At 73.8% G+C, this 22,257-nt stretch carries 18 protein-coding genes; 17 read left to right on the top strand and 1 reads right to left on the bottom strand.

Features of this window, described 5'->3' with window-relative positions; genetic code table 11:
- Positions 1 to 177: 177 nt before the first annotated feature.
- The 17 genes from Ade02nite_RS07245 to Ade02nite_RS07165 all read left to right on the top strand — a co-directional run bounded on the left by Ade02nite_RS07245 (position 178) and on the right by Ade02nite_RS07165 (position 21,052).
- Positions 178 to 642 carry a hypothetical protein gene (locus Ade02nite_RS07245; RefSeq protein ID WP_203760741.1) on the top strand — a complete coding sequence of 155 codons (465 nt, stop codon included), beginning with the start codon at positions 178 to 180 and terminating at the stop codon, positions 640 to 642.
- Complete coding sequence (locus Ade02nite_RS07240) at positions 639 to 1,394, top strand: vWA domain-containing protein (protein WP_203760740.1); 756 nt, start codon at positions 639 to 641, stop codon at positions 1,392 to 1,394. The genes Ade02nite_RS07245 and Ade02nite_RS07240 overlap by 4 nt, the downstream gene beginning before the upstream one ends.
- Positions 1,394 to 2,164 carry a PP2C family serine/threonine-protein phosphatase gene (locus Ade02nite_RS07235; RefSeq protein WP_203760739.1) on the top strand — a complete coding sequence of 257 codons (771 nt, stop codon included), beginning with the start codon at positions 1,394 to 1,396 and terminating at the stop codon, positions 2,162 to 2,164. Before Ade02nite_RS07240 ends, Ade02nite_RS07235 begins: the two co-directional genes overlap by 1 nt.
- Positions 2,161 to 3,183 (top strand): protein kinase domain-containing protein, encoded by a 1,023-nt coding sequence (locus Ade02nite_RS07230; protein WP_203760738.1) that lies wholly within the window; start codon positions 2,161 to 2,163, stop codon positions 3,181 to 3,183. The genes Ade02nite_RS07235 and Ade02nite_RS07230 overlap by 4 nt, the downstream gene beginning before the upstream one ends.
- Entirely contained in the window at positions 3,180 to 3,815 is a 636-nt protein-coding gene (locus tag Ade02nite_RS07225; protein ID WP_203760737.1) for a 4Fe-4S single cluster domain-containing protein, read from the top strand. The genes Ade02nite_RS07230 and Ade02nite_RS07225 overlap by 4 nt, the downstream gene beginning before the upstream one ends.
- Positions 3,812 to 5,065, top strand: coding sequence for a hypothetical protein (locus Ade02nite_RS07220; RefSeq protein ID WP_203760736.1), 1,254 nt, complete (start codon positions 3,812 to 3,814; stop codon positions 5,063 to 5,065). Before Ade02nite_RS07225 ends, Ade02nite_RS07220 begins: the two co-directional genes overlap by 4 nt.
- Positions 5,062 to 6,996 (top strand): AAA family ATPase, encoded by a 1,935-nt coding sequence (locus Ade02nite_RS07215; RefSeq protein ID WP_203760735.1) that lies wholly within the window; start codon positions 5,062 to 5,064, stop codon positions 6,994 to 6,996. Before Ade02nite_RS07220 ends, Ade02nite_RS07215 begins: the two co-directional genes overlap by 4 nt.
- A complete protein-coding gene (locus tag Ade02nite_RS07210) occupies positions 6,993 to 8,537 on the top strand; it encodes a hypothetical protein (RefSeq protein WP_203760734.1) in 1,545 nt (514 codons plus the stop codon). The genes Ade02nite_RS07215 and Ade02nite_RS07210 overlap by 4 nt, the downstream gene beginning before the upstream one ends.
- 26 nt (positions 8,538 to 8,563) lie before the next feature.
- The gene (locus tag Ade02nite_RS07205) at positions 8,564 to 9,874 is read left to right on the top strand and encodes a hypothetical protein (protein ID WP_203760733.1); all 1,311 of its coding nucleotides are present in this window, start codon (positions 8,564 to 8,566) and stop codon (positions 9,872 to 9,874) included.
- Positions 9,875 to 9,884: 10 nt separating this feature from the next.
- A complete protein-coding gene (locus Ade02nite_RS07200; protein WP_203760732.1) occupies positions 9,885 to 12,389 on the top strand; it encodes a hypothetical protein in 2,505 nt (834 codons plus the stop codon).
- Between the two features lie 22 nt (positions 12,390 to 12,411).
- Entirely contained in the window at positions 12,412 to 13,935 is a 1,524-nt protein-coding gene (locus tag Ade02nite_RS07195) for a vWA domain-containing protein (RefSeq protein ID WP_203760731.1), read from the top strand.
- Positions 13,936 to 14,450: 515 nt separating this feature from the next.
- On the top strand, positions 14,451 to 14,735 hold the full coding sequence (locus Ade02nite_RS07190; RefSeq protein WP_203760730.1) for a hypothetical protein: 285 nt from the start codon (positions 14,451 to 14,453) through the stop codon (positions 14,733 to 14,735).
- Positions 14,736 to 14,737: 2 nt separating this feature from the next.
- A complete protein-coding gene (locus tag Ade02nite_RS07185) occupies positions 14,738 to 16,129 on the top strand; it encodes a DUF4331 domain-containing protein (protein ID WP_203760729.1) in 1,392 nt (463 codons plus the stop codon).
- Complete coding sequence (locus Ade02nite_RS07180) at positions 16,126 to 16,449, top strand: phospholipase (protein ID WP_203760728.1); 324 nt, start codon at positions 16,126 to 16,128, stop codon at positions 16,447 to 16,449. Before Ade02nite_RS07185 ends, Ade02nite_RS07180 begins: the two co-directional genes overlap by 4 nt.
- A gap of 118 nt (positions 16,450 to 16,567) precedes the next feature.
- On the top strand, positions 16,568 to 18,253 hold the full coding sequence (locus tag Ade02nite_RS07175; protein WP_203760727.1) for an ABC transporter transmembrane domain-containing protein: 1,686 nt from the start codon (positions 16,568 to 16,570) through the stop codon (positions 18,251 to 18,253).
- Positions 18,250 to 19,992, top strand: a complete 1,743-nt coding sequence (locus Ade02nite_RS07170; RefSeq protein WP_203760726.1) for an ABC transporter ATP-binding protein — start codon at positions 18,250 to 18,252, stop codon at positions 19,990 to 19,992. Before Ade02nite_RS07175 ends, Ade02nite_RS07170 begins: the two co-directional genes overlap by 4 nt.
- A 145-nt stretch (positions 19,993 to 20,137) precedes the next feature.
- Positions 20,138 to 21,052 (top strand): S1C family serine protease, encoded by a 915-nt coding sequence (locus Ade02nite_RS07165; RefSeq protein WP_203760725.1) that lies wholly within the window; start codon positions 20,138 to 20,140, stop codon positions 21,050 to 21,052.
- A gap of 68 nt (positions 21,053 to 21,120) precedes the next feature.
- Here Ade02nite_RS07165 and Ade02nite_RS07160 read toward each other — a convergent pair whose 3' ends face one another.
- Complete coding sequence (locus tag Ade02nite_RS07160) at positions 21,121 to 22,254, bottom strand: glutamate--cysteine ligase (RefSeq protein ID WP_203760724.1); 1,134 nt, start codon at positions 22,252 to 22,254, stop codon at positions 21,121 to 21,123.
- Positions 22,255 to 22,257: the final 3 nt, after the last annotated feature.

The raw sequence follows: 22,257 nt of genomic DNA, 5'->3' as shown, positions 1-22,257 counted from the left end.
AGTGGCTTCATACCCGGATCGGCAGCCGGTGGGTAGCCACCCTTCGGGTCGGATCCTCGGGAGGCGGGCCCCTGCTGCCCGCCGGTGAACACGATCGAGTGACGGGCCCCCGCCGGCGCGGCTCCGCTGTCCGTCAGTACTTGGACGACACGCAGTCCGACCCTGGAGGGCAGGTTCATGCTCACCGTCTCCGCGCCTGCGCCGCTGTCGCGGGCGCGCGCCGCGGGCGCGTTGCTGGCCGGCACCCTGCTGCCGGTGGCCGGGGCGATCGCGGCCGGGACGGCGCTGGCCGGCGGCCGCGACTTCAACGCCGTGGCCGGCCTCGTCAGCGGCGTCGTCCTCGCCACCGGCGCCGCCGTCCTGCTTGCCCTGCACGCCACGGCCGAGCCGGCCGGCGAGCCGCGGGACCCGGACGTCGCCGCGTTCGGCGGCTCGCTCCCCGCGCCGGGCGCGACCGTGCGGGTGCGCGCCCACTTCGGACCGTGCGGCGGCTATGTCGAGCACGACGGCCTGCTGGTCTGGGCCGAGCCCGCGCCGGGCACCGACGGCGACGCTCTGCGCCCCGGCGCCCTCTGCCACGTCGAGGCCGCCGACGGCGAGCGCGCGGTCCTCACCGTCGCCGCGGACGGGACGGCCGCATGACCACCCCGGCCGTCGGCTTCCCGCCCGTGCAGAGCAGCAAGAGCCGCCTGCTCGTCACGCTCGTCGTCGACACGTCCTCGTCGATGGCCCGCGACGACGCCATCGGGCAGCTCAACACCGCGCTGCGCACCTGGCGCGAGGACCTGCACGCCGACAACCACCTGCGGCACATCACCGAGATCGCCGTCGTCACGTTCGGGGCGGGCGGGGTGCGCGTCGTCGACCCGACCGGGCACGAGCGGGCCGGCGAGCCGTACGCGCCGATCACCCGGTTCCAGCCGCCGACGCTGCGGGCGGGCGGCTACTCGCCGATGGTCAAGGGCATCAAGGACGGCCTGCGGATCATGGACGAGCGCCGGCAGGCACTCGCCCGCGAGGGCGTCCAGATGGCGTACACCCCGCTGGTCTTCCTGCTCACCGACGGCGCGCCCTCCGACGATCAGGGCAAGCCCTGCGACCTGTGGCGCAGCCTCGCCCCGGAGCTGCGCCGCCAGGAGGCGGAGCAGGGCCTGATGTTCTTCGCCTTCGGGGTGCGCGGGGCGGACGCCAAGGTCCTCGAGGCGCTCGCGCCCGACAAGCACTACCAGGCCGAGGGCACGGACTTCGCCTCGGTGCTGGGCGCCGTGCGGCAGAGCATCGACCGGGTCGTGCGCAGCACCGAGGGCGTGCGCACCGACGAGATGGCCAGCCGCCTCAAGAAGCGCAGGTCGGCCATGGACTGGATCACCGACCACGCCCGCGGGGAGGCGTGATGGGCGGGTGGCGGGTGGTGCCGGTGTCGGTCACCGGGCCGGAGCACCTGCGGCAGGGCACCGAGAACCAGGACGCGTTCGCCCACCTCCGGCTCGGCGACCTGACGGTGCTGGCGGTGGCCGACGGCGCCGGCTCGGCGGCGCGCTCGGCGACCGGCGCGCGCCTCGCGGTCGAGGCCGCCTGCGACGCCGCGTCCCTGCTGGACGGGCCGGACCCGGGCCGGTCCGGGCGGTCGGCGGGGGCGCGACGGTACGCGGGCCGGGTGCTCGGCCTCTTCGACCGCCGCCTCGACCGGCTGATCGACGAGACCGGTGGCGAGCGCGGCGACTACGCGACGACCCTGCTGGCCGTGGTGGCGCGGCCGCCCGCGTACGTCTTCCTCGCGGTCGGCGACAGCTTCCTGGTGGTCGAGCACCGCGGCGCCGGGCCGCACCTGCTCGTGCCACCCGACAACGGCGCCTCCCGCGGCAGCACGGTGTTCCTCACCTCGGCGGGACGCGACGCCGCGGTGCGCTGCGGCCTGATCGAGGACCCGGAGATCACCGGCCTGGCGCTGTGCAGCGACGGGGTGCTCGACGCGGTGCTCGCCGCCGGCCGCGACGCCGGCGGCGGCCCGTCCCTGCTGGCCCCGGCCGACTTCACCGCCTACCTGCACATGTTCGCCGACCGCGCGGCCCGCCCGGCGGCCCTGTCCGACCGGCTCCAGTCACCCGACTTCACCGCCAGCTCGGGCGACGACAAGACGATGGTGCTGGCGGTGCGGGCATGACCCTCTACATCGAACCCGGCCGCCCCATCACCCTCGGCCCGCTCGTCCCGCTCGGCGAGGGCGCTCAGGGCGTGGTGCTGGGCCTGCCCGACGAGCCGGGGGTCTGCTTCAAGTTCTTCCTCGACCCGTCCGAGGACCTGGACCGCCGGGTGAACGGCCTGCTCAAGCAGCGCCCCACCGAGTGGCCGGACGGTGGCGAGCAGGTCATCGCCTGGCCGAAGTGGCCGCTGCGCGACGAGACCGGCCGGATCCGCATGGTGGTCCTCCCCCGCTTCGACGGCGCCTCGCTCTACGCGCTGTTCGACGCCGACCAGCGCCTCGAGTTCCTCGACCGGCCCACCTGGGCCACCTGCCTGCAGGCGGCCATCCGGGTCTGCTCCGTCTACCGGCAGCTGCACCGGGTCAACGTGGTGATCGGCGACGTGAGCCCGAACAACCTCATCGTCGACCGGGCCGGCCGGATCGCGCTGATCGACTGCGACAGCGTGCAGTTCGTCGACGAGTGGTCCCGCGAGGTGTTCCCGTCCGACGTCGCCACCCGCGAGTACTGCTCGCCTGAGGCGCTGCGCAGCCCGCTGCGGCGCCTGGAACCGTCGCACGACCTCTTCGGCCTGGCGATCCTGCTCTGCCAGCTGCTGATGGACGGCGACCACCCGTTCGAGGGGCGCCCGGCGGCCGGGCCGGACCGCGGCGTCGAGGGCAACATCCGGCTCGGCAACAACGCCCTGTTCACCCCGGAGCGGCTGGTCCCGGTGGCCGGCCGGCTCGACACGCGGGTGCTGCCCGGCGTGGTCCGGCACCTCGCCTTCCGCGCGCTGGCGCAGGGGCACAGCGAGCCGGCGGTGCGGCCGAGCGCCGCCGAGTGGGAGCGTGCGCTGCGCGGCGTGCTCAACGACCTGCTCGGCTGCCCGCGCAACGCCAACCATTTCTATCCGTCCGGGCTCGGAGCGTGCCCGTGGTGCGCCCGCTACGACGCGGGCATAGCGGACCACTTCCCGGTGAGCAGGTGGCGGCCGTGACCCTGCTGGACGTCGCCGAGACCCACCCGGCCTGCACGGTCCTCGGCCCGGGCAGCCGCTACGTGGTGTGGGTGCAGGGCTGCGGCATCGGCTGCGCGGGCTGCGTGAGCCCGCAGTGGATCCCGGTCGACCACTCCCGGGCGCGCGACGTCGCCGGGCTCGCCGACGACATCGCCGGCCGGGCCGCCGACGGCCTCACGATCAGCGGTGGCGAGCCGTTCGCCCAGGCCGACGCGGTCGCGGCGCTGATCGCCGCGGTGCGCGAGCGGCGCGACCTGTCGGTGATGAGCTACACCGGCTACACCCTCGAGCACCTGCGGGCGCACGGGTCGCCCGGCCAGCACCGGCTGCTCGGCTCCCTCGATCTGCTGGTGGACGGCCCCTATCTGGCGCACCGGCAGGCGGCGCTGCGCTGGCGCGGCTCGGCCAACCAGCGCCTGCACTTCCTCACCGGCCGGCACGCCGGCCTGCGCGACGCCCCGGACCACAGCGCCGGCCTCCAGATCGAGGTGGCTGCCGACGAGACCGTGCGCTGGCTCGGCGTCCCGGCGGTCGCGGGGTTCCGGCAGTGGATCGAGGACCGCCTCGGCCTCGTTCCGTCCGACACCTTCCAGCGGGAGCAGAACCGATGAGCGGATCCCCGAAATACCACACGGTCTCCAGCGGCGAGATCCGCCGGCGACAGGCCGAGGAGGCCCGGCGGCGCCGCGAGGAGCAGCGCCGCGAGAAGGAGCGGCAGCGGCAGGCCGCCGCGCTGGAACGCGCCCGCGAGGCGGCGCTGGCCCGCGCCGACGAGGTCGCCCGGCGGGTGGCCGCGGTGCGGCAGGAGGCGAGCCGGGCCGGGCTGGCCGGCGACCACGTCGCGGAGAACCGGCTCGAGCGCGCCCGCGAGGAGATCCGCTCGGCCGCCGACCGGGCCGCGGTCGGCGCGGCGGCGACGGTCGCCGAACAGGTCGAGCGCTCCCTCGTGGACCTGCGCCAGCGCATCGACGCCCACCAGCGGGAACAGGCCCAGGCACGGGTCGAGGCGGTGGCGGCCCAGCTCGCCGAGCTGCCCGCCGGCGTCCGCGAGCGGTACGACCGCGGCGGCGCCGAGGAGTGCGACGAGCTGATCGCCACGGCCCGCCGCTACGCCGGCAAGGCGCCCGCGAAGTCGGACGTCCGCGTCGAGACGGCCGCGCAGGCCGTGCGCGAGCACCTCGACCGGGTCCTCGCCCGCCGCGCCGAGGACGTGGCCCGCACGACGGCGGCGCGGGAGGCGGCGGAGGAGGTCTACCACCGCTTCGCCGAGCTGCGCGCCGACGCCGAGCAGGCCCGGGTGCCGCTGCCCGACGAGGACGGCATCAACGCCCGGCTCCGGGACGTCGTCACGGCCGTCCAGCAGGGCGACGCCGCCCGGGTGCTGGGCGCGCTGCCCGAGCTGACCCGCCTGGTCGACCGGGCGGAGGCGGCGCTCGACGGGCACATCGACCGGGTGATCGAGCGGCGCGAGCTGCTCAACTCGATCATCAGCGCGCTGCCCGAGGCCGGGTTCACCGTCGACCGCGAGAGCTTCACCCAGCGCGAGGACGGCGCGATGGCGCTGCGCGCGGGCAGCGCGGACGGGCAGCAGTTCGCGGTGCTGCTGCGCGACGGCGCCGACAACGCCACCGAGGTGCTCTACACCACCGACACGATGCAGGAGGCGGCCGTCACCGGCGACGGCAAGGCCGGCGAGTGCGGCTCGCTGCTGTCGGTCATCGACCGGATCGGCGAGCAGACCCGGCGGCAGGGGTTCGAGCCGGGAACGGTGCGCTGGGACGACGATGACGACGACCAGCCGCCGCCCGCCCACTCGGTGCCCAACGCCCGCCCGGCCACCCCGCGGGGCACGACCCGATGAACAGCGAGACGCCCCGGGTGGCCGCCTGGCTGGTGCGGGCCTACCACGAGCTTCAGCGCGGGCGGCACCTGGTGGTGCACGGCCACGTCGACGAGCTGGTCCGGTGGGATCACGAGTACCTGCCGCTGGCCGAGGTGCTCGCCGAGTTCCTGGCCGGGGCCGGGTTCGAGATCGTGGGCCGGCACAGCCTGGTGGACGGGCTCACCTACCACGACGACAACGCCCGCGCGCTCGCCGAGCGGGCCGGCCGCACCGCGCCCTCCGGCCTACCCGCCCAGCAGGCCGCCGCGCAGGCCAACGGCGCGAGCACCCGGTCGGGCCGGCTGGCACAGGCCGAGGCCGGCACCCGCGACGCGCTCAACGCGGCCCCGCCGGCCCGGCCGCGCAACACCACCGAGGCGCTGATCGCCGTCCGGCGGCTGATGACCCAGCGCCGCACCCCGAGCGCGGTGATCGTCGACGCCGCGGACCTCGTGGTCGGCGACGAGGCCCAGCCGGACGAGCGGCGCCCGGTCAACATCGCCCACGTGCGCCGGATGCTCGGCGACGCGGTGCGCACCGACGTGCTCGCCGGCGGCCGGCCGCTGCGCAACACGCTGGTCTTCGTCTGCCGCGAGATCGGGTCCCTGCCGGAGTGGCTGCGGGAGAGCCCCGACGTCGCCACCGTGCTCGCCGAGCTGCCCAGCGCGCAGGAGCGCGAGGACCTGCTCCAGCGGCAGATCGGCGATTTCCACGGCGCGGCCGGCGCCGGGCCGGACTCGCTGCGGCAGGCGGTCACCACGCTGGTGAGCCTCACCGACGGCATGGGCGTCCGCGACATCCAGGCGCTCCAGGTCACTTCCCGGATCACCGAGATCGGGCCCAACTCGCCGCGCAAGCTCGTGGCGCGGCACCGGTTCGGCGTCCGCGACGACCCGTGGGAGCACCTCGACATGGAGCGGGTCCGCGACGCGGAGCGCGCCCTCAACGCGCGGGTGATGGGCCAGCCCACCGCCGTACGGGCCGTCTCCGACGCTCTGATCAACGCGCGGGTCGGCATCGACTTCGTGGCCGGCGACGCCGACGTGGGCAGCCGGCCCAAGGGCGTGTTCTTCTTCGTCGGCCCGACCGGCGTCGGCAAGACCGAGCTCGCCAAGGCCGTCGCCGAGCTGGTCTTCGAGGACGAGACCGCGCTGCGCCGCTTCGACATGAGCGAGTTCAGCCAGGAGCACACCAGCGAGCGGCTCACCGGCGCGCCGCCCGGCTTCATCGGCCACGAGCAGGGCGGCGTGCTCACCAACTGGATGCTGGAGCGCCCGTTCAGCGTCATCCTCTTCGACGAGATCGAGAAGGCGCACCCGAAGATCTTCGACAAGTTCCTCCAGATCATCGACGACGGCCGGCTCACCGACGGGCAGGGCCGCACCGCGTACTTCTCGCACTCGATCGTCATCTTCACGTCGAACGTCGGCGCCTCCACGCTCCAGCCGGCCCACCCCGGCGCCCCGCCCGGATACGAGTTCATCCGGCGCCACTTCACCGACGAGGTCGGCACGTTCTTCACCCAGGACCTGGGCCGCCCCGAGCTGCTCGGCCGGCTCGGCAGCGGGGTCGTGGTCTTCGACATCCTGCGCGAGCAGGTGATCCGCAGCATCGCCGGCAAGTTCCTGGAGCAGATCATCGTCTCCGCCCGGGCGCGCGGCTTCGAGCTGATCCTCGACCGCGAGGCAATCGACCGGGCCGTGGTCGAGCAGGTGATGGTGACCGGCGCCGACCTGGGCGCCCGGCCGATCCGCGACCCGCTGCTGGAGCAGTGGATCCGCGTACCGCTGAACCGCTGGATCATGGCGAACCAGCCGCCGCCGGGCACCCGGATCCTGATCCACCGCACCGCGTCGTCGCCGCCGTTCGGCGTGATGACCTATCCGGAGGACGGCGGTGAGGCCGGATGAGCACCGACGCCGCGCCCGCCTCGCTCGACGACCTGCTGGAGGAGGTCACCGCCTTCGAGACGCTCGAGGAGCTCACCCGCGAGCAGTTCGAGCGGTACGTCGAGGCCGAGTCCACCCTCGAGCAGGGTCTGCTCGCCGAGGCCACCCGGCTGCTGCTCGCCGTCGAGCACGACCGCTCGGTGCAGGTGCTGGCCATGGTCACCGAGCTCAACCAGACCCTGCGCCGCATCGCCGACCGGGAGGCCGGGCGCGACGGGCGCACGCCGGAGGACGCCGAGTACTACGGCTGGTGGCGCTCCGCCGCCGACGGGCTGCTGCTGATGGTCGAGGGCCAGCGGCACATGACGATCGCCGAGCAGCACCGCATCCTCGGCGACCTGGACACCGCGACCGAGCACATCCGCGAGGGCTACGAGAACTTCGACGAGCTGTCCGAGAGCGACCATCCGCAGGCCCCGGTCGGCGAGATCCGCAAGCGGATCGCGGTCTCCACCGCCCAGCTGTACGAGTCGATCGGCCACTCCCGCATCGGCAACTACCGCAGCGCGCACGACCTGCTCGACAGCGTCCGGGTCAACTTCGACGAGCTGCTCGCCGAGATCGCCGAGGTGGACACCGAGGGGCTGCCGGCGCTGCGCTCGGTGCTCGCCGAGCTGATCCGCGACCTCAACGGCACGCTGGTCGACATCACGGCGCTGCAGGGCGTGGTCGAGATGATGATGGCGGGGCACGCGGGCCGCTTCCGCGACATGATCGCGACGGGCACCGTGGCCCTGGAGTCGTACCAGATCTCGCTGAACGCGGCGAGCGCGTCGGCCGCCGGGCGGCACGTGCTCGCGCTGCGCCGCCTCGAGATGGGCACGATCTCGTTCTGGGTCAACTACGCCGAGGCCGAGATCGCCGTCGACGACGGCAAGTGGGACCGGGCCGGCGAGTTCGTGCGCAAGGCCCGGCGGCACCTCATGGAGATCAACCGGCTGGGCGTGCGCAACCAGGAGGTCGGCCTCACCGCCCAGCGCCCGGACATCTCCACCCTGGAGTTCATGCTCGCCGGCGTCGACCGGCGCGCCGAGCGGGAGCGCCGCCTCCGCGAGGACATCCACGAGCTGCGCGCGTCCCTGCATCGCGCCCAGCTCAGCAACATCAACGTCTACAACAGCGCCGAGGCGCGGCAAGGAGCAACCACCATGGGCGACTCATTCGTCTTCAACGCGCCGGTGCAGAGCAACGGGAACATGGGCGGCACCGGCAACCAGTCCACCGTCCACCAGGCCGCGCAGGACGCCGGGGGCACCGCCGAGCTGCGCCGGCTGGCGGACCAGCTGGCGCAGCTGCGCGCGGTGCTCGAGGCCGGTCCCCGCACGACGGTCGAGCAGGAGTCGATCGACCAGGTGCGCCAGGCCGAGGAGGCCGCGCGGGCGGGCGACGAGAGCACCGCCCGGGGCCACCTCGCCGGGGTCGGCCGCTGGGTGCTCGGCGTGGCCGAGCGGATCGGCGTGGAGCTGGCCACCACCGCGCTTCGGGCGAGCATCGGCGCCTGAGAAGGACGACACGACAAGGAGCCGACATGACCATCTGGACCTCGGGCAACAACAACCACGCCGACGACGCGGACGACGGCCTCGTCGACGACCCCATGCCGCCCGCCACGAACAACCGCCCGCCACGCCAGCCGGACCAGGGCACCCGCCCGGACCAGGGCACCCGGCCGGCCGCACCGGCCAACCCGTTCGCGATGTTCGACGACACCGTGGCGCCCCCGCGCCGCCCCCAGCCGGCCCCGGCGGACAACCCGCCGGCCGACCCCGCGCCGTCGCCGCTCGGCATCACCATGCCGGCCATGCCGATGGACCCCCCGGCGAGCCCGCCGCCGGCGAGCAACCGCACCATGACCGAGCCGGCGCCGCTGCCCATCCCGGGCGGCATGCGCCCCGGGCAGGTGCAGGACTCGACGGTGCGGATCGGCCTCTGGGGCTCGACCCGCTCCGGCAAGAGCACCTTCCTGGCCGCGCTGCCGATCGCCGCCATGCAGGGCGGCCACGGCTCGTGGGTGGTGGCGGGCACCGACGACCTCGCCGCCGACTACCTCAACCAGAGCGTCAACCGGCTGGTCGTGCAGCGCCGCTTCCCCCGCCCCAACCGGGTCATCGAGCCGATCAGCTGGACGTTCCACGGCACCCCGCCCCCGGCGGGCTGGGGCCAGAAGTGGCTCTCGAAGCGCCGCGGGGTGCCGGACTCGGTCGACTTCCGGCTGGAGCTGCACGACCCGCCGGGAGCGTTCTACGAGAGCGGCCGCATCAGCGACGAGGCGATCAACCACCTCGCCAACGCCAACGGCCTGATCTATCTGATGAACCCGGTGCTCAACCGTGGCGAGATGCAGCTCAACTTCGAGGCGTTCTTCAGCGCGCTCCAGCTGCTGACCACGCGCATGTCCGCCTCGGGCCAGATGGACCGCGGCAAGCTGCCGCACTACGTCGCGGTCTGCGTGACCAAGTTCGACGACGAGCACCTGTTCCGCCACGTCGTCGGCAACACCGACTTCGTCCGCCAGGACCCCGACGGCCAGCGCCTGCCGCGCGTCTCGCAGGACCGCTCGGCGGCGTACTTCTCCTGGGTGTGCGAGCGGCTGCTCGGCGGCAACACCGAGCTGGTGCGCTCGGCGCTGAGCACCCACTTCCACGAGGACCGGATCGCCTACTTCGCCACGTCCGCCATCGGCTTCCGGCTCAACAGCAACAACATCTTCGACTTCCGCGACTTCCGCAACACCGAGCAGATCGACGGCGACACCGGACTGCGCGGCATGCCCCGGCCGATCAACGTGCTCGAGCCGCTGATCTTCCTCGAGCGGCGCATCCGCGCCGCTCGGCGGTAGGGAACCCGGCATGCACCCCAGCACGGCGGCCGGCGACCCGGCCGCGGCGGCGGCCACCCCGGTGCGGGCCGGGTGGGCGCTGTTCGGCAAGCACGCCGGTCAGACGATGGACTACACGATCCTGGACGGCAGCGTCGGCCCGGTCATGGCCGAGCAGTACATCCGGCTGGGGCTGACCGCGCACGCGGACGACGAGGCCGTGGGCCGGCCCGAGGCGCTGCCGTGGCTGAGCTTCGTCGGCACCGCCGGCGACCCGGCCGCGGCGTGCTGCGTCATGCGGGTCGACTGGAGCGACCGGCGCGACGGCACCGGCCAGGTCGTCACGCCGACCCGGCTGCTCCTGATCCCGTGGGACGAGGCGGCGCGGACCCGCACGACCTTCACCGATCAGGCCCGCGCCATGCAGCTGATCTGGGAGGAGGTCAACGGCACGCCGCACCTGGCCGACCGCGAGGGCGTGGCGCTGCCACTGCAGCCCGACCACGCCGAGGTGTCCGGGGCCGCCCTCGACCAGGTCGGCCCGGAGTGGGCGGCCGGGGTGGCGGCCCTGCTGCTCGAGGGGCGGCAGGTGGTGATCGCGATCGACCGCGCCGCGGTGTCGCTGGGCCGGCGGCTGCGCTACCTGGACGCCGTGTTCGGGCTGCTGCCGTACGCGTACCGGGCCCGCCTCAGCGCCGCCACGTGGGCCAGTTACCGGGTCAAGCACACCATCCGGCTCTCCGTCGCCGAGCGCGGCGTGGCCGGGCAGATCGAGGTGTTGCCCGACCGGCAGCCGGCCGAGCCGCAGTCCCCCGAGGCGGGCGAGTACCTGCGGATCCTGCGCGCCCTGCTCGCCAAGGGCCTCACCTGGCGCCAGATCGTCGCGCACCTGGCCCAGCAGGGCGACCCGGCACGCTGCCGGGAGGCGTCGGACGCGGTCGACCTGCTGGCGGCCATGGACCTCTCCTCGTCGGTGTACCGCGAGATCGTCAACGGGTTCGGGTCGGCGGTGCGCGTCGCGCACGTGCTCGACACGTTCGGCTGGGAGGGTTTCGAGACGCCCGACCGGCAGCGGGTGGTCGCCGCCTTCCTGGCCGGCGCCGCGGCCGGCGGCGACGCCGAGGCGCAGACCGTGCTCGCCACGCACTGGTCCGCCGATCCGGTGATGGCCGAGGTGCACGCGCGGGTGCACGCCGACATCGGCGCCGGCCGGGTCGACCCGGTCCGGGTCTGGTTCGCCCTCGCCCAGCGCCACGGGCCCCGGTGGCCGCAGGCGATGTTGATCAGCGTGACCCGGATGGTCGTCGAGCATCCGACGCCCCTGACGGTGCAGGGCTGGCTGAGGCTCCTCGCGGACCCGCCGGCCGGCACCGACATCACCGACGCGGAGATCCACCGGCAGTTCATCGCCCGCTACGGAGCCGCGGCGACCCTGCTGAGCACCTATCCGTTCGACGCGGAGGGGATGGCCGCGCTCGACGGGCTCTGCGACCTCTGGCTCACCACGATGAAGAGCCAGCCGTCGTGGGTGAGCCCGGTGATCGCGGCGGTGAAGGGCCGGTCGCAGCACATCTCGGCGCCGCTCGTCGAGACCCTGCGCGACCACTGGCCGGGCGGGGTGCCCTACGTGCTCGACGTCGCCGTGGCCACCGGTCACTTCGAGACCGTGATCGTGCCGATGTTCCCGGCGCTCGCCGCGGCGATGGTGCAGTCGCCGGACCACGAGGCGAGCGTCCTCGCGACCCTGCACCGCCTGCTGGAGTCACGGGCGCCGCTCTCCCCGGCCTCGCAGGGCTTCGTCGACGCGCTGCTGCTGATCGGCGAGGGGCGGGCGCCCTACCTGCACCGGTCCGCTGGGCGGCCGCAGGAGGCCTATCTCGCCGCGCTCGGCAACATCCGCCTGCCCGTGGTGGAGCAGCGCCGGCGGGCCGTCATGGACAGCCTCCTCGCCGTCCTGACCACCGACGCCACGACGGCCGACGGCGTGCGCCGGATCGTGTCGGTGGTGAACGAGGCGGCGACGGACCTGCTCGACCGCGTGGAGCGATACGTGAACGAGTACTGCCTCACGCACCCGGACGAGATCGGCTCGCTCCATCTGGGCCCGCAGTGGCGCGCCCGCCTGGACAGCTCGATCCTGCGCTACAAGACGTTCGCCGATCATTGCCGCGGGTCCGCGCGGGGCGAGCAGATCGCCGACGACCTGCTCGTCCTTGTGCCGCATGTGCCCGCGCAGCGGCTGCTCGCCACCCTCCAGCAGTGGATCGTGCCCGACCGGGAGTACGACACGTTCCTGGTCCGCCGGATCCTCCTCGCGCACGCCGTGGAGGACGACCGGATCGAGGACTTCGCGCGCCACCTGATGGTCGCGATCGTGCAGGGCGTGTTCAGCGGCAGCGAGCCCTACGCGAACTGGGTCCGGGCGATGGCGGACGCCTCCCGCAGCGAACTGGACCACCTGAAGAAGACCGAGCGGCAAGTGGGCCGCCAGCGCCCCGATCAACGGGGCCGGTCGTGGAAGTTCCTCCGCTGGTAGGCCGGCAATCAAAGGAGCAACAATGACGCATCATCCGGTACGCCGGCTCGCCAGGGGCGTCGCGGTCGCGGGCCTCGCGGCGCTGGCCCTGGCCGTCCCGCTGTCCGCACCGGCGTCCGCCGACGACAGCCGCGAGGACATCTTCCGCCGGCTCCAGGCCGACCAGGTGCCCGCCGACTACGTGGTGCTGGTGGACACCTCGAGCTCGATGGCGACCAGCAACCTGTACGGCGGCGTCCGCGCGACGCTCGGCTCGTTCCTCGGCGGCCTCTCCCCCTCCGACCACGTCGCCCTGTTCACCTTCGACGAGGACGCCGTCCCCCGCTATATCGGCCCGGCCGGCAACACCTCGCGGATGCTCGCCGAGCTGCCCGCCACCGCGACCGGCAGCAGCACCGACATCGGCCGGGCGATCGAGCAGGCGGTCGGCGAGCTGGAACGCCCCGGCGCCGCGGCCGTGGCCTCGGTCGTGCTCATCACCGACGGCGCGCACTCGCCCGCCTCGTCCTCCGACTATCCACAGTCGACCGGCCCGGCCTGGAGCACGCTCAAGGCGCGGGCGGCCAAGCTCAAGGCAACATCGGTCAAGGGGTACGCGCTGCCGCTCAGCGGCGAGAGCGGCGCCTCCCTGCTCGGCTCGGTGGTCCGCGGCACGACGGTGCTCGACCCGTCCGCCGTCGCCCAGCTCGGCGCCTACCTCGACCGCAGCAAGACCGGCGCCCGCCTCGGCAAGGCCAAGGTCCTGCTCGCCGCCGACCAGGGCAAGGGCGTCACGGCGACCTGGGAGGCCCCGGCCACCGCCGACCTCACCGGCCGGGACGCGCCGGTGACCCTGACCTTGCGATCGGACACCACGCACACCCCGCTGACCGTGACCGGCCTGAGTGCCTCCATCGCCGACGGCCCCCAGGTCACCGGCGACCTGCCGGACCGCGTCGACCTGGCGCCCGGCGAGGCCCGCACGTTCCCGCTCGCCCTGCGCTGGGACCGCGACCCGCTGCCGATCCCCTTCCGCGACAGCGACACCTCGAACGGCCCGCTCGCGCTGATCGGCCAGGTCACCGCCCCCTGGGCCAAGGCGCTGTCCCCCGACATCGACCTGAGGACCCGCGCCACCGTGGCCGGCGACCCGCGAACGGTCACCGTCACGTCCACGGTCGGCACCTGGACGGCCCAGGCGATCGCCGCCGCGGCGGCCGCACTCGTGCTCATGCTCCTGGCTCTGATCCTCTACCTGCGCAAACGCGCCCCGCAGTCCGGCACCCTGGTGGCCGTCTCGCCGATGACCGGCCAGGAAGTGGCTCGCTTCCCGCTGCGCGGCCGCCTGACCCGCTTCGGCGGCCCGCCGCTGACCGGCGAGGGCACCGTGGTGGCCCGCAGGGTCCCCCGCCAGGACACCAACACCGACGGCGTCGAATACGAGATCACCTTCCGCCGCCTCGACCGCACCGACACCACCACCCTGCCATCCCGCGGCTCCGTCCTGCTGGGCGGCATGGCCTTCGAGCATCAGCCGCCGCCCGAGCCCATCCCCGCCCGCCGCTGACACCCGCTCACCGGATCGCCTGCCCGTTCCAAGCCCTCTCGCGCCCGAGTGGGCAGGCGCGTCAGGTGTCACCGACCTCCCGGCGAGAACAGGAGGCGGCGCGCGCGGCCGGCAAGGCACGCCGCCTCCAGCTCCGAGCCCCGAAGCGAGCAGAAGGCTCGCGGTGGGCCCTCGTCGAAGAAGCTCGATGTCGTGGCAGTGGTTCTCGCGGTGGTGGGCGTCGCCGTCGCGGTTCTCGCCCTGCTCAGAGACGTGACCGAGTGACGCCGCAGGCCTACAGCGCGTGGCAGCGGGCCGTCGCCCACCACCGCCCCACCCTGCCCGAAGGCACGGAGATCATCTCGAACTGGGTGGCAGTGCGGCGCACTGTCTGAGGACGCGATGGCCTCACCCGATGGGAGCGCTCCAAGGATCTTTTGAACCATGCGGGGACAGATCTCGTACTGACCGGCGTCGACAAGCAGCGCCCGGTCCGGATCTCGCACCACTCCTCGTAGGACGACGAAAGGTCGAGCATGAGTCGCACCCGCTACCGCGCCCCGGGACGAACGTGGCTGTCCCGCCGGAAGGTTCTCGCCCTCGCCGCGACCGGCGTGGGAGCCTCGGCGGTCTCGGTCGCGGGGCTGAGCCTGGCCGGTGAGAACGGCGACGCCGGCGACACCGGCGACGGTTCCCCGCTGGTCGTGTCGATCCGGGACGCGAAGAAGGGCACGATCGACGTCTTCTCCGGCGACAAGCTGAAGACGATCACCGACCGGAAGCTCGCCGCGAGCCTGATCAAAGCCGCCGGGAGGGCCTGACCATGTCCTCACACCGCGAGGCGCCCGAGATCAGCAAGGATCCGGTGGCCGACAGCTCCGACCTGTACGCCTTCGTCAGCCCGGACGATCCCGACACCGTCACGCTGATCGCCAACTACGTGCCGTTGCAGCTGCCGGCGAGCGGGCCCAACTTCTTCGAGTTCGGCGCCGACGTCGTGTACGAGATCCACATCGACGCGGACGGCGACGCCCGGCCCGACATCACGTACCAGTTCCGGTTCCGCACCGAGCTGCGCAACGACAAGACCTTCCTCTACAACACCGGCCCGATCGAGTCGCTGGACAGCGAGAACTGGAACCGCCGCCAGTTCTACTCGGTCACCAAGGTCGAGCGGGGCGGCAAGAGCACCGTGCTCGCGTCCAAGCTGCCGTGCCCGCCCTGCAACGTCGGCAAGATCTCGATCTCCGACTACGACGCGCTCGCCGCGGACGCCGTGCACAAGCTCAAGACCGGCGAGAAGGTCTTCGCCGGGCAGCGCGCCGACGCGTTCTTCGTCGACCTGGGCGCCATCTTCGACCTGGGCACGCTGCGCCCGTTCCAGGACAAGCACCTGGTCGGGCAGAACCTGTTCAACTACGCCGGCAAGGCGGTCAACGCCACCGACAAGACGAACGTGCACAGCATCGCCCTGCAGATCCCCGTGCACATGGTCCGCCGCGACGGCAAGAAGAAGGTCCGCGGCCGCGACGCCGGCGCCGTCATCGGCGTGTGGACCTCGGCGAGCCGCCGGCAGGTGCAGGTGCGCAACGGCGACGCGTCGGGTGACGTGGAGGTCGGCCCGCAGGTGCAGGTGTCCCGGCTGGGCAACCCACTGTTCAACGAGGTCATCGTGCCGATGGCCCAGAAGGACACGTGGAACAGCCTGCCGCCGAGCGAGGACAAGCGCTTCGCCGAGTTCGTGGCCACGCCGGAGCTGGGCGCGCTGCTGCCCGTGCTCTACCCGGGCCTGTTCGACAACCTGGCCGCCCTCAACAAGGCCGGCAAGCCGCGGGCGGACCTGCTGGCGATCCTGCTCACCGGCATCCCGGACGGGCTGATCGAGGGCTTCCAGAACAACACCGGCGAGCTCCAGGCCGACATGCTGCGCCTGAACACCGCGATCCCGCCGGCCAAGACGGAGAACAAGTTCGGCGTGCTCGGCGGCGACGTGGCCGGCTTCCCCAACGGCCGCCGCATCGCCGACGACGTGGTCTCCATCTCGCTGCGCGCGATCGCCGGGGCCACCGTGCCGCTGGTCGACCCGGACTTCGAGCCGGACGCCGCGGCCGGCCTCGTCGAGCAGGGCCTGAGCATCAAGAGGTCCAGCGCCAAGCCGCTCGCCAGGTTCCCGTACCTGGGCACGCCCTTCGACGGCTTCTCAGTGCCGTCATGAGCCACACCCTGGCACCCTCCAGCGAGGGCACCGTGATGCTCACCCTGGGCGCGGGCGTGGGCGCTCTCCTGATCCACACCGCTCCCGGGTGGCACGGCCGCGAGATCGAGGTGAGCCTCGAGGCGACCCCCGAGGCCCGGACGCACGCGGCGGTCCGCGCGCGTCACGTCGGCGGCGACATCCTGTATTGCGCGGTCATCGACGCCCTGCCCGAGGGCCGCTACGTCATCTGGCGCGACGCCTCGACCCCCATGACCCGGGTGCTGGTGCGGGGTGGCGAGGTCACCGAGTACGCGGTGCCGCGCCCGCCGGCAACGTAGGCGCCCGCGGGGCGCGCTGCTCGGGGACGCGGTCCTCGGGCAGCGCGCCTTCGCCGCGAGTTCCTGGTCCGCCGGTCATTAGGCTAGCCTTACTTGATCTTTGAGTGAGGAGCACGCGGTGTCGAGAACCGCTCAACCGGGCACCGCGATCCTGCGCAGGGCGGTCGCCCGCAACGGCAGGCGCCTCTGGACGGGCACCGCGCTGGCCGGTCTGTACCAGTTCTGCGCCGCCCTCGTGCCGGTCCTCATCGGCGTGATCGTCGACCGGGCGGTCTCCAGCGGCGACGTCACCGCGCTGCTGGCCTGGATCGCCGTGCTCGCCCTGGTCTACCTCGTGCTGACCGTCTCCTACCGGTTCGGCGCGCGGCAGCTGATGCGGGCGATCGCCGAGGAGAGCCACCGGCTCCGGGTCGAGGTCGCCGCCAAGATCCTGCACCCGCGCGGGCTGCGCACCGACCAGCGCTCCGGCGACCTGCTGACGATCTCCACCACGGACGCCGAGTACACGTCGTACTTCCTCGATCACATCCCGCGGATCAGCAGCGCCCTGATCGCCGCCTCGGTCAGCGCCGTCACCCTGCTGCTGATCTCGCTGCCGCTCGGGCTGATCGTGCTGATCGCGACGCCGATCGTGCTGGCCACGCTCAACCTCACCGCCCCGCTCATCGCGCGGCGCGTCGCCGACCAGCAGAGCCAGGCGGGCAAGGCCACGTCGCTCGCCACGGACCTGGTCACCGGCCTGCGCCCGCTGCGCGGCATCGAGGCACAGGACGCCGCCGCCGAGCGCTACCGGGTGGTCAGCCGCCGGTCGCTGGCCGCCACGCTGCGCGCCGCGCGCACCCAGAACGCCTACCAGGGCGCCTCCTCGATGCTGAGCATGCTGCTGGCCGGCGGCATCGCGATCACGGCCGGCTGGTTCGCGCTGACCGGCCGGATCACGATCGGCGAGTTCATCACGGTGATCGGCTCCGCGCAGTTCCTGATCGAGCCGTTCGGCGTGCTCGCCGTCGTGCCGAGCTGGGTCGCCGCGGCACGCGCCTCCGCCGGCCGGGTCGCCTCGGTCGTCCAGGCGGGGCTGGTCCTCCCCGAGGGCGACAAGACTCTTTCCGGTACGCAGGCAGCACTGCGCCTCGAGGGGGTCGCGCACGGTCCGCTCGCCGGGCTCGACCTGCACGTGCGGCCGGGCGAGCTCGTCGGGGTGGTCGCCCACCGGCCCGCCGACGCGGAGGCGCTCGTGCGCCTGCTGGCGGTGCCGGAGGCGTACGAGGGGACCATCACGCTCGGCGGGGAGCGGCTGGAGACCGTCGAGCGGGACGAGGCACGCCGCCTGCTGCACGTCGAGCCGCACCAGACGGATCTGTTCACCGGCACGCTGGCCGCCAACATCGCCCTGCGCGGCGAGGACGGCGACCCGCTCACCGAGGCCCTGCACGCCGCCGCCGTCGACTTCCACGAGGACGGCCTCGACGCCGAGATCACCGAGCGCGGCACGAACCTCTCCGGCGGCCAGCGGCAGCGCCTGGCCCTGGCCCGCGCGCTGCTGGCCCGGCCGCCGCTGCTGGTCCTGCACCACCCGACGACCGCCGTCGACGCCGTGACCGAGCAAAGCATCGCCGACGGCATCCGGGCGATGCGGCACGGCCCGGGCTCCGGGTACGGCACGGTCGTGATCACCAGCAGCCCGGCCCTGCTCGCCGCCGCCGACCGGGTGGTTGTCATCGGCGACGGCGCGGTCACCGCCGAGGGGCGGCACGCCGAGCTCAGCGTCCACGACGAGACCTACCGGCAGGCGGTGCTGCGATGACCAGCACGATCCTGCCCGTGGCCACGCCGCGCGAGAGCCGGGCCTGGCTGGGCGCCGAGCTGTGGGGCCGCCGGGCCGAGACCGCGCTCGCCCTGCTCGCCGGCGTCCTCGCGGCGGCCGCCTCGATCGCTCCCGCGTACGCCCTCGGCCTGCTCGTCGACCGCATCCGCGCGGGCGGCGACGCCGGCGCGGTCGTCCCGGTCGCCGTGGTCATCGTGGCCGCCGCCGTGGTGGGCGGCGTGGCGACCGGCGTCGCGGGCTTCCTGCTCGGCCGGCTGGGCTCGCGGATGCTCGCCGACCTGCGCGAGGACACCGTCGCCACGGCGCTGCGGCTGCCCGCCACGACGCTCGACCGCTCCGGCCGCGGCGATCTGCTGTCGCGGGTCAGCGCGGACATCGCCGCGATCGACCGGGCCGTCAAGGAGGTCCTGCCCGGCATGATCTCGGCGCTGCTGCTCGGCGTGCTGAGCCTGATCGCCATGGCCGGCATCGACTGGCGCCTCGGCCTGGCCGGCGCGGTCGCCGTCCCGTTCTACGTGCTCGGGCTGCGCTGGTACCTCCCCCGCGCCGCGCCGTCCTACGCCGCCGAGCGGGTCGCCATCGCCGAGCGCTCCCAGCTCTTCGTCGAGGGCATGCAGGGCCTGCCCACCGTGCACGCCTACCGCCTCGAGGACCGGCACCTCGCCGGCATCGAGGGCGCCTCCGGCCGGGCCCGCGACATCTCGGTCGGCGTGTTCGTCTTCTACACCCGCTTCGTCGGGCGCATCAACCGCGCCGAGCTGATCGGGCTGGGCGCGGTGCTGGTGGCGGGCTTCCTGCTCGTACGGGGAAGCTTCGTCACGGTCGGCGAGGTGTCCGCGGCCGCGCTGCTGTTCCACCGCCTCTTCGGCCCGATCACGCTGCTGATGGCCACGTTCGACCGGGCCCAGGACGCGGGCGCGAGCCTCGCCCGGCTGGTCGGCGTGCTCGGCATGCCGACCGAGCGCCGCACGGTGACCGAGCCGCCGGCCGGCTGGGACCTCGCGCTCGACGACGTGACCTTCGGCTACGACGGCGCCTCCCCGGTCCTGAGCGGTGTCTGTCTGCGGATCGCGGCGGGCGAGCGCGTCGCCCTGGTCGGCTCGACCGGCGCCGGCAAGACCACCGCCGCGTCGCTCGCCGCCGGCATCCTGCGCCCCGACGAGGGACAGGCCACGGTCGGTGGCGTTCCCGTCGGCCGGCTGCCCGCGCAGACCATCGCCATCGTGAGCCAGGAGACCCACGTCTTCGCCGGCCCGCTCGCCGAGGACCTGCGCCTGGCCCGCCCCGGCGCGTCGGACGACGAGGTGGCCGCGGCGCTGGACCGGGTCGGCGCGCTGGCCTGGGCGCGGGATCTGCCCGACGGCCTGGACACGGTGGTCGGCGACGGCGGCCACCAGCTGACGGCCGCGCAGGCGCAGCAGCTGGCGCTGGCCCGGGTGGTGCTCCAGGACCCGCCGGTCGTGGTGCTGGACGAGGCGACCGCCGAGGCGGGCAGCGAGGGCGCCCGCGACCTGGAGCAGGCGGCGGCCGCCGCCCTGGAGGGCCGCACCGCGCTGCTGGTCGCCCACCGCCTCACCCAGGCGGCCTCCGCCGACCGCGTCGTCGTGATGGAACACGGCAAGATCGTCGAGGACGGCCCGCACGCCGAGCTGGTCGCCGCGGGCGGCCGCTACGCGCAACTGTGGGCGGCCTGGTCGGCGCGCGCCACAGGAGCCTGACCCGCCAACGTTCGTCCAGCAGACGCACAGCGGACCCATAGGCTTCCGCACTACACCGGGAGGCGAATGCGGCTTTCCGCCGCCGGACGAGGGAGACTCCGGTGACCGTTCCCGAGCACCACGCGCACGCGCCGCACCAGACCGGATGGGCCCCGTCCGGCGGCTGGCAGCAGTACCCGCAGTACTACCAGTATCCGCAGCCGTCACCGCCACGGCGGCGGGCGGCGCCACCGCCGCCCAGGTGGCCGCGGTCGCCGCCAAGGTCGATCCGGCGCTGGTCGACATCACCACGGTGCTGGGCGCCCAGAACGCCGAGGCCGCCGTCGTCGGCTACGACCGCGGCGCGGACATCGCCGTGCTCAAGCTCTCCGGCGCCACCGGCCTCGCCACGGCGACCCTCGCCACCGGCACGACCGTCAAGACCGGCGACCCGGTCGTCGCCATCGGCAACGCGGGCGGCACCGGCGGCACCCCCAGCGCGGTCGGCGGCGCCGTCACCGGTGCCGGCAGGTCCATCACCGCCTCGGACGAGTCCAGCGGCTCCGCCGAGCAGCTCACCGGCCTCATCGAGGTGAACGCCGACATCGAGGCCGGCGATTCGGGCGGCCCGCTGCTGACCACCTCCGGCCAGGTGATCGGCGTCGACACCGCCGCGTCCGCCGGCTTCCAGTACCAGGCGTCCGGCGGCGACGGCTACGCCATCCCGATCGCCACCGCCACCACGCTCGCCGACCGGATCCGCGCCGGCCGGTCGTCCTCCACGGTGCACCTCGGCGCCACGGCCTACCTCGGCATCGAGACGACCGACAGCAGCCGGTACGCGGCCACGACCGGCCCCGCGGTCCTCGGCGTGGTCTCCGGCTCCCCGGCCGCGTCCGCCGGCCTGGCCCGCGGCGACGTCATCACCTCGGTGGCCGGCTCCACGGTCGGCTCCGCCACCGCCCTGACCGGCCTGCTCGACCGATACCACCCCGGCGACAAGGTCAAGGTGACCTGGGCCGACGTCGCCGGCCAGGCGCACACCGCGACCGTCACCCTCGCCACCGGCCCGGTCGGCTGACCCGCGCGCCGGGCCGACCGGGCCCGGCCGGCTGACCCCGGCCCGGCCGGCTCATTTCGGCCGCCGGCTCAGCCGGGGCGGCCCTCGCGCAGCTCGCGCACCAGCGCGGAGACCACCGCCTTGAGGCTCCCGTCGTTGGCCGCGGCCACGCGCAGCTGCCGCTGGTAGCTCGCCCCGCGGCCGGCGAGGTCCCGCAGCCGGTCCAGCTCCGCCGAGCAGCCGAGCGCCTCGGCGATCGGGGCGAGCGACGGCACGAGCTCGTCGAGGTCCTCGCCGACGAGCCGCTCGTCCCCGGCCGCGTTCTGGATGATGATGGCGTCCATGCCGTAGCGGGCCGTGCGCCACTTGTTCTCCCGCACGAACCAGGGCTGCATCTTCGGCACCTCGCGCCCCGCGTCCAGCTCCCGCGAGAAATGCTCGACCAGGCACTGGGTCAGGGCCGCGACCGCGCCGATCTCCCACACGGTGGAGAGCCCGTCGAACGTCCGCACCTCGATCGTGCCCCGCTGCGGCGACGGCCGGATGTCCCAGCGCAGCTCGGTCAGCTCCTCGATCACGCCGGTGTGGCGCAGATCGGCCACCAGCCCCTCGTACTCGGACCACTGGGTGAACTGCGGTGGCAGCCCGGCCGTCGGCAGCTGCTGGAACATCAGCGCCCGGTTGGAGGCGTACCCCGTGTTCTCGCCCGCCCAGAACGGGCTCGACGCGCTGAGCGCCTGGAAGTGCGGCAGGTAGGTGAGCAGTCCGTCGATGATCGGCAGCACCTTGCGCCGGTCCTCCACGCCGACGTGCACGTGCACGCCCCAGATCATCATCTGCCGTCCCCACCAGCGGGTGCGGTCGATCAGGGTGGCGTACCGCGGCTTGTCCGGCGTCACCTGCTGCTGGAACCACTGGCTGAACGGGTGGGTGCCCGACGACATGAGCGCGACGCCCATCGGCTCGGCCAGGTCGCTCACCCGCTCGGCGAGCCGGGTCAGGTCCGCGACCGCGTCGCTCACCCGCTCGTACGGCGCGCTGACGATCTCGACGGTGTTGGTGAGCAACTCGCTGGTCACGTGCGGGAAGCCGGGCGCGGTGCCGACCTTCGCCAGCAGCTCCGGCGCGGCGGCGGCGAGCTCACCGCTGCGCCGGTCGACGCATGCGATCTCCCACTCGATCCCCAGACGCGACCTGTCCGATCGGGCGAAGTCGACTCCCATGGC

Source organism: Paractinoplanes deccanensis (assembly GCF_016862115.1).
In the GTDB taxonomy this organism is placed as follows: Bacteria; Actinomycetota; Actinomycetes; order Mycobacteriales; family Micromonosporaceae; genus Actinoplanes; species Actinoplanes deccanensis.
Note: the sequence above shows the minus strand (reverse complement) of the source record. Positions and strands in the feature narration are given on the sequence as shown.

What these genes read in the sequence shown, in the direction of transcription:
- Ade02nite_RS07245 (WP_203760741.1), top strand. Translation starts at nt 178, where the DNA reads ATGCTCACCGTCTCCGCGCCTGCGCCGCTGTCGCGGGCGCGCGCCGCG.
- Ade02nite_RS07240 (WP_203760740.1), top strand. Translation starts at nt 639, where the DNA reads ATGACCACCCCGGCCGTCGGCTTCCCGCCCGTGCAGAGCAGCAAGAGC.
- Ade02nite_RS07235 (WP_203760739.1), top strand. Translation starts at nt 1,394, where the DNA reads ATGGGCGGGTGGCGGGTGGTGCCGGTGTCGGTCACCGGGCCGGAGCAC.
- Ade02nite_RS07230 (WP_203760738.1), top strand. Translation starts at nt 2,161, where the DNA reads ATGACCCTCTACATCGAACCCGGCCGCCCCATCACCCTCGGCCCGCTC.
- Ade02nite_RS07220 (WP_203760736.1), top strand. Translation starts at nt 3,812, where the DNA reads ATGAGCGGATCCCCGAAATACCACACGGTCTCCAGCGGCGAGATCCGC.
- Ade02nite_RS07215 (WP_203760735.1), top strand. Translation starts at nt 5,062, where the DNA reads ATGAACAGCGAGACGCCCCGGGTGGCCGCCTGGCTGGTGCGGGCCTAC.
- Ade02nite_RS07210 (WP_203760734.1), top strand. Translation starts at nt 6,993, where the DNA reads ATGAGCACCGACGCCGCGCCCGCCTCGCTCGACGACCTGCTGGAGGAG.
- Ade02nite_RS07205 (WP_203760733.1), top strand. Translation starts at nt 8,564, where the DNA reads ATGACCATCTGGACCTCGGGCAACAACAACCACGCCGACGACGCGGAC.
- Ade02nite_RS07200 (WP_203760732.1), top strand. Translation starts at nt 9,885, where the DNA reads ATGCACCCCAGCACGGCGGCCGGCGACCCGGCCGCGGCGGCGGCCACC.
- Ade02nite_RS07195 (WP_203760731.1), top strand. Translation starts at nt 12,412, where the DNA reads ATGACGCATCATCCGGTACGCCGGCTCGCCAGGGGCGTCGCGGTCGCG.
- Ade02nite_RS07190 (WP_203760730.1), top strand. Translation starts at nt 14,451, where the DNA reads ATGAGTCGCACCCGCTACCGCGCCCCGGGACGAACGTGGCTGTCCCGC.
- Ade02nite_RS07185 (WP_203760729.1), top strand. Translation starts at nt 14,738, where the DNA reads ATGTCCTCACACCGCGAGGCGCCCGAGATCAGCAAGGATCCGGTGGCC.
- Ade02nite_RS07180 (WP_203760728.1), top strand. Translation starts at nt 16,126, where the DNA reads ATGAGCCACACCCTGGCACCCTCCAGCGAGGGCACCGTGATGCTCACC.
- Ade02nite_RS07170 (WP_203760726.1), top strand. Translation starts at nt 18,250, where the DNA reads ATGACCAGCACGATCCTGCCCGTGGCCACGCCGCGCGAGAGCCGGGCC.
- Ade02nite_RS07165 (WP_203760725.1), top strand. Translation starts at nt 20,138, where the DNA reads ATGGGCCCCGTCCGGCGGCTGGCAGCAGTACCCGCAGTACTACCAGTA.
- Ade02nite_RS07160 (WP_203760724.1), bottom strand. Translation starts at nt 22,254, where the DNA reads ATGGGAGTCGACTTCGCCCGATCGGACAGGTCGCGTCTGGGGATCGAG.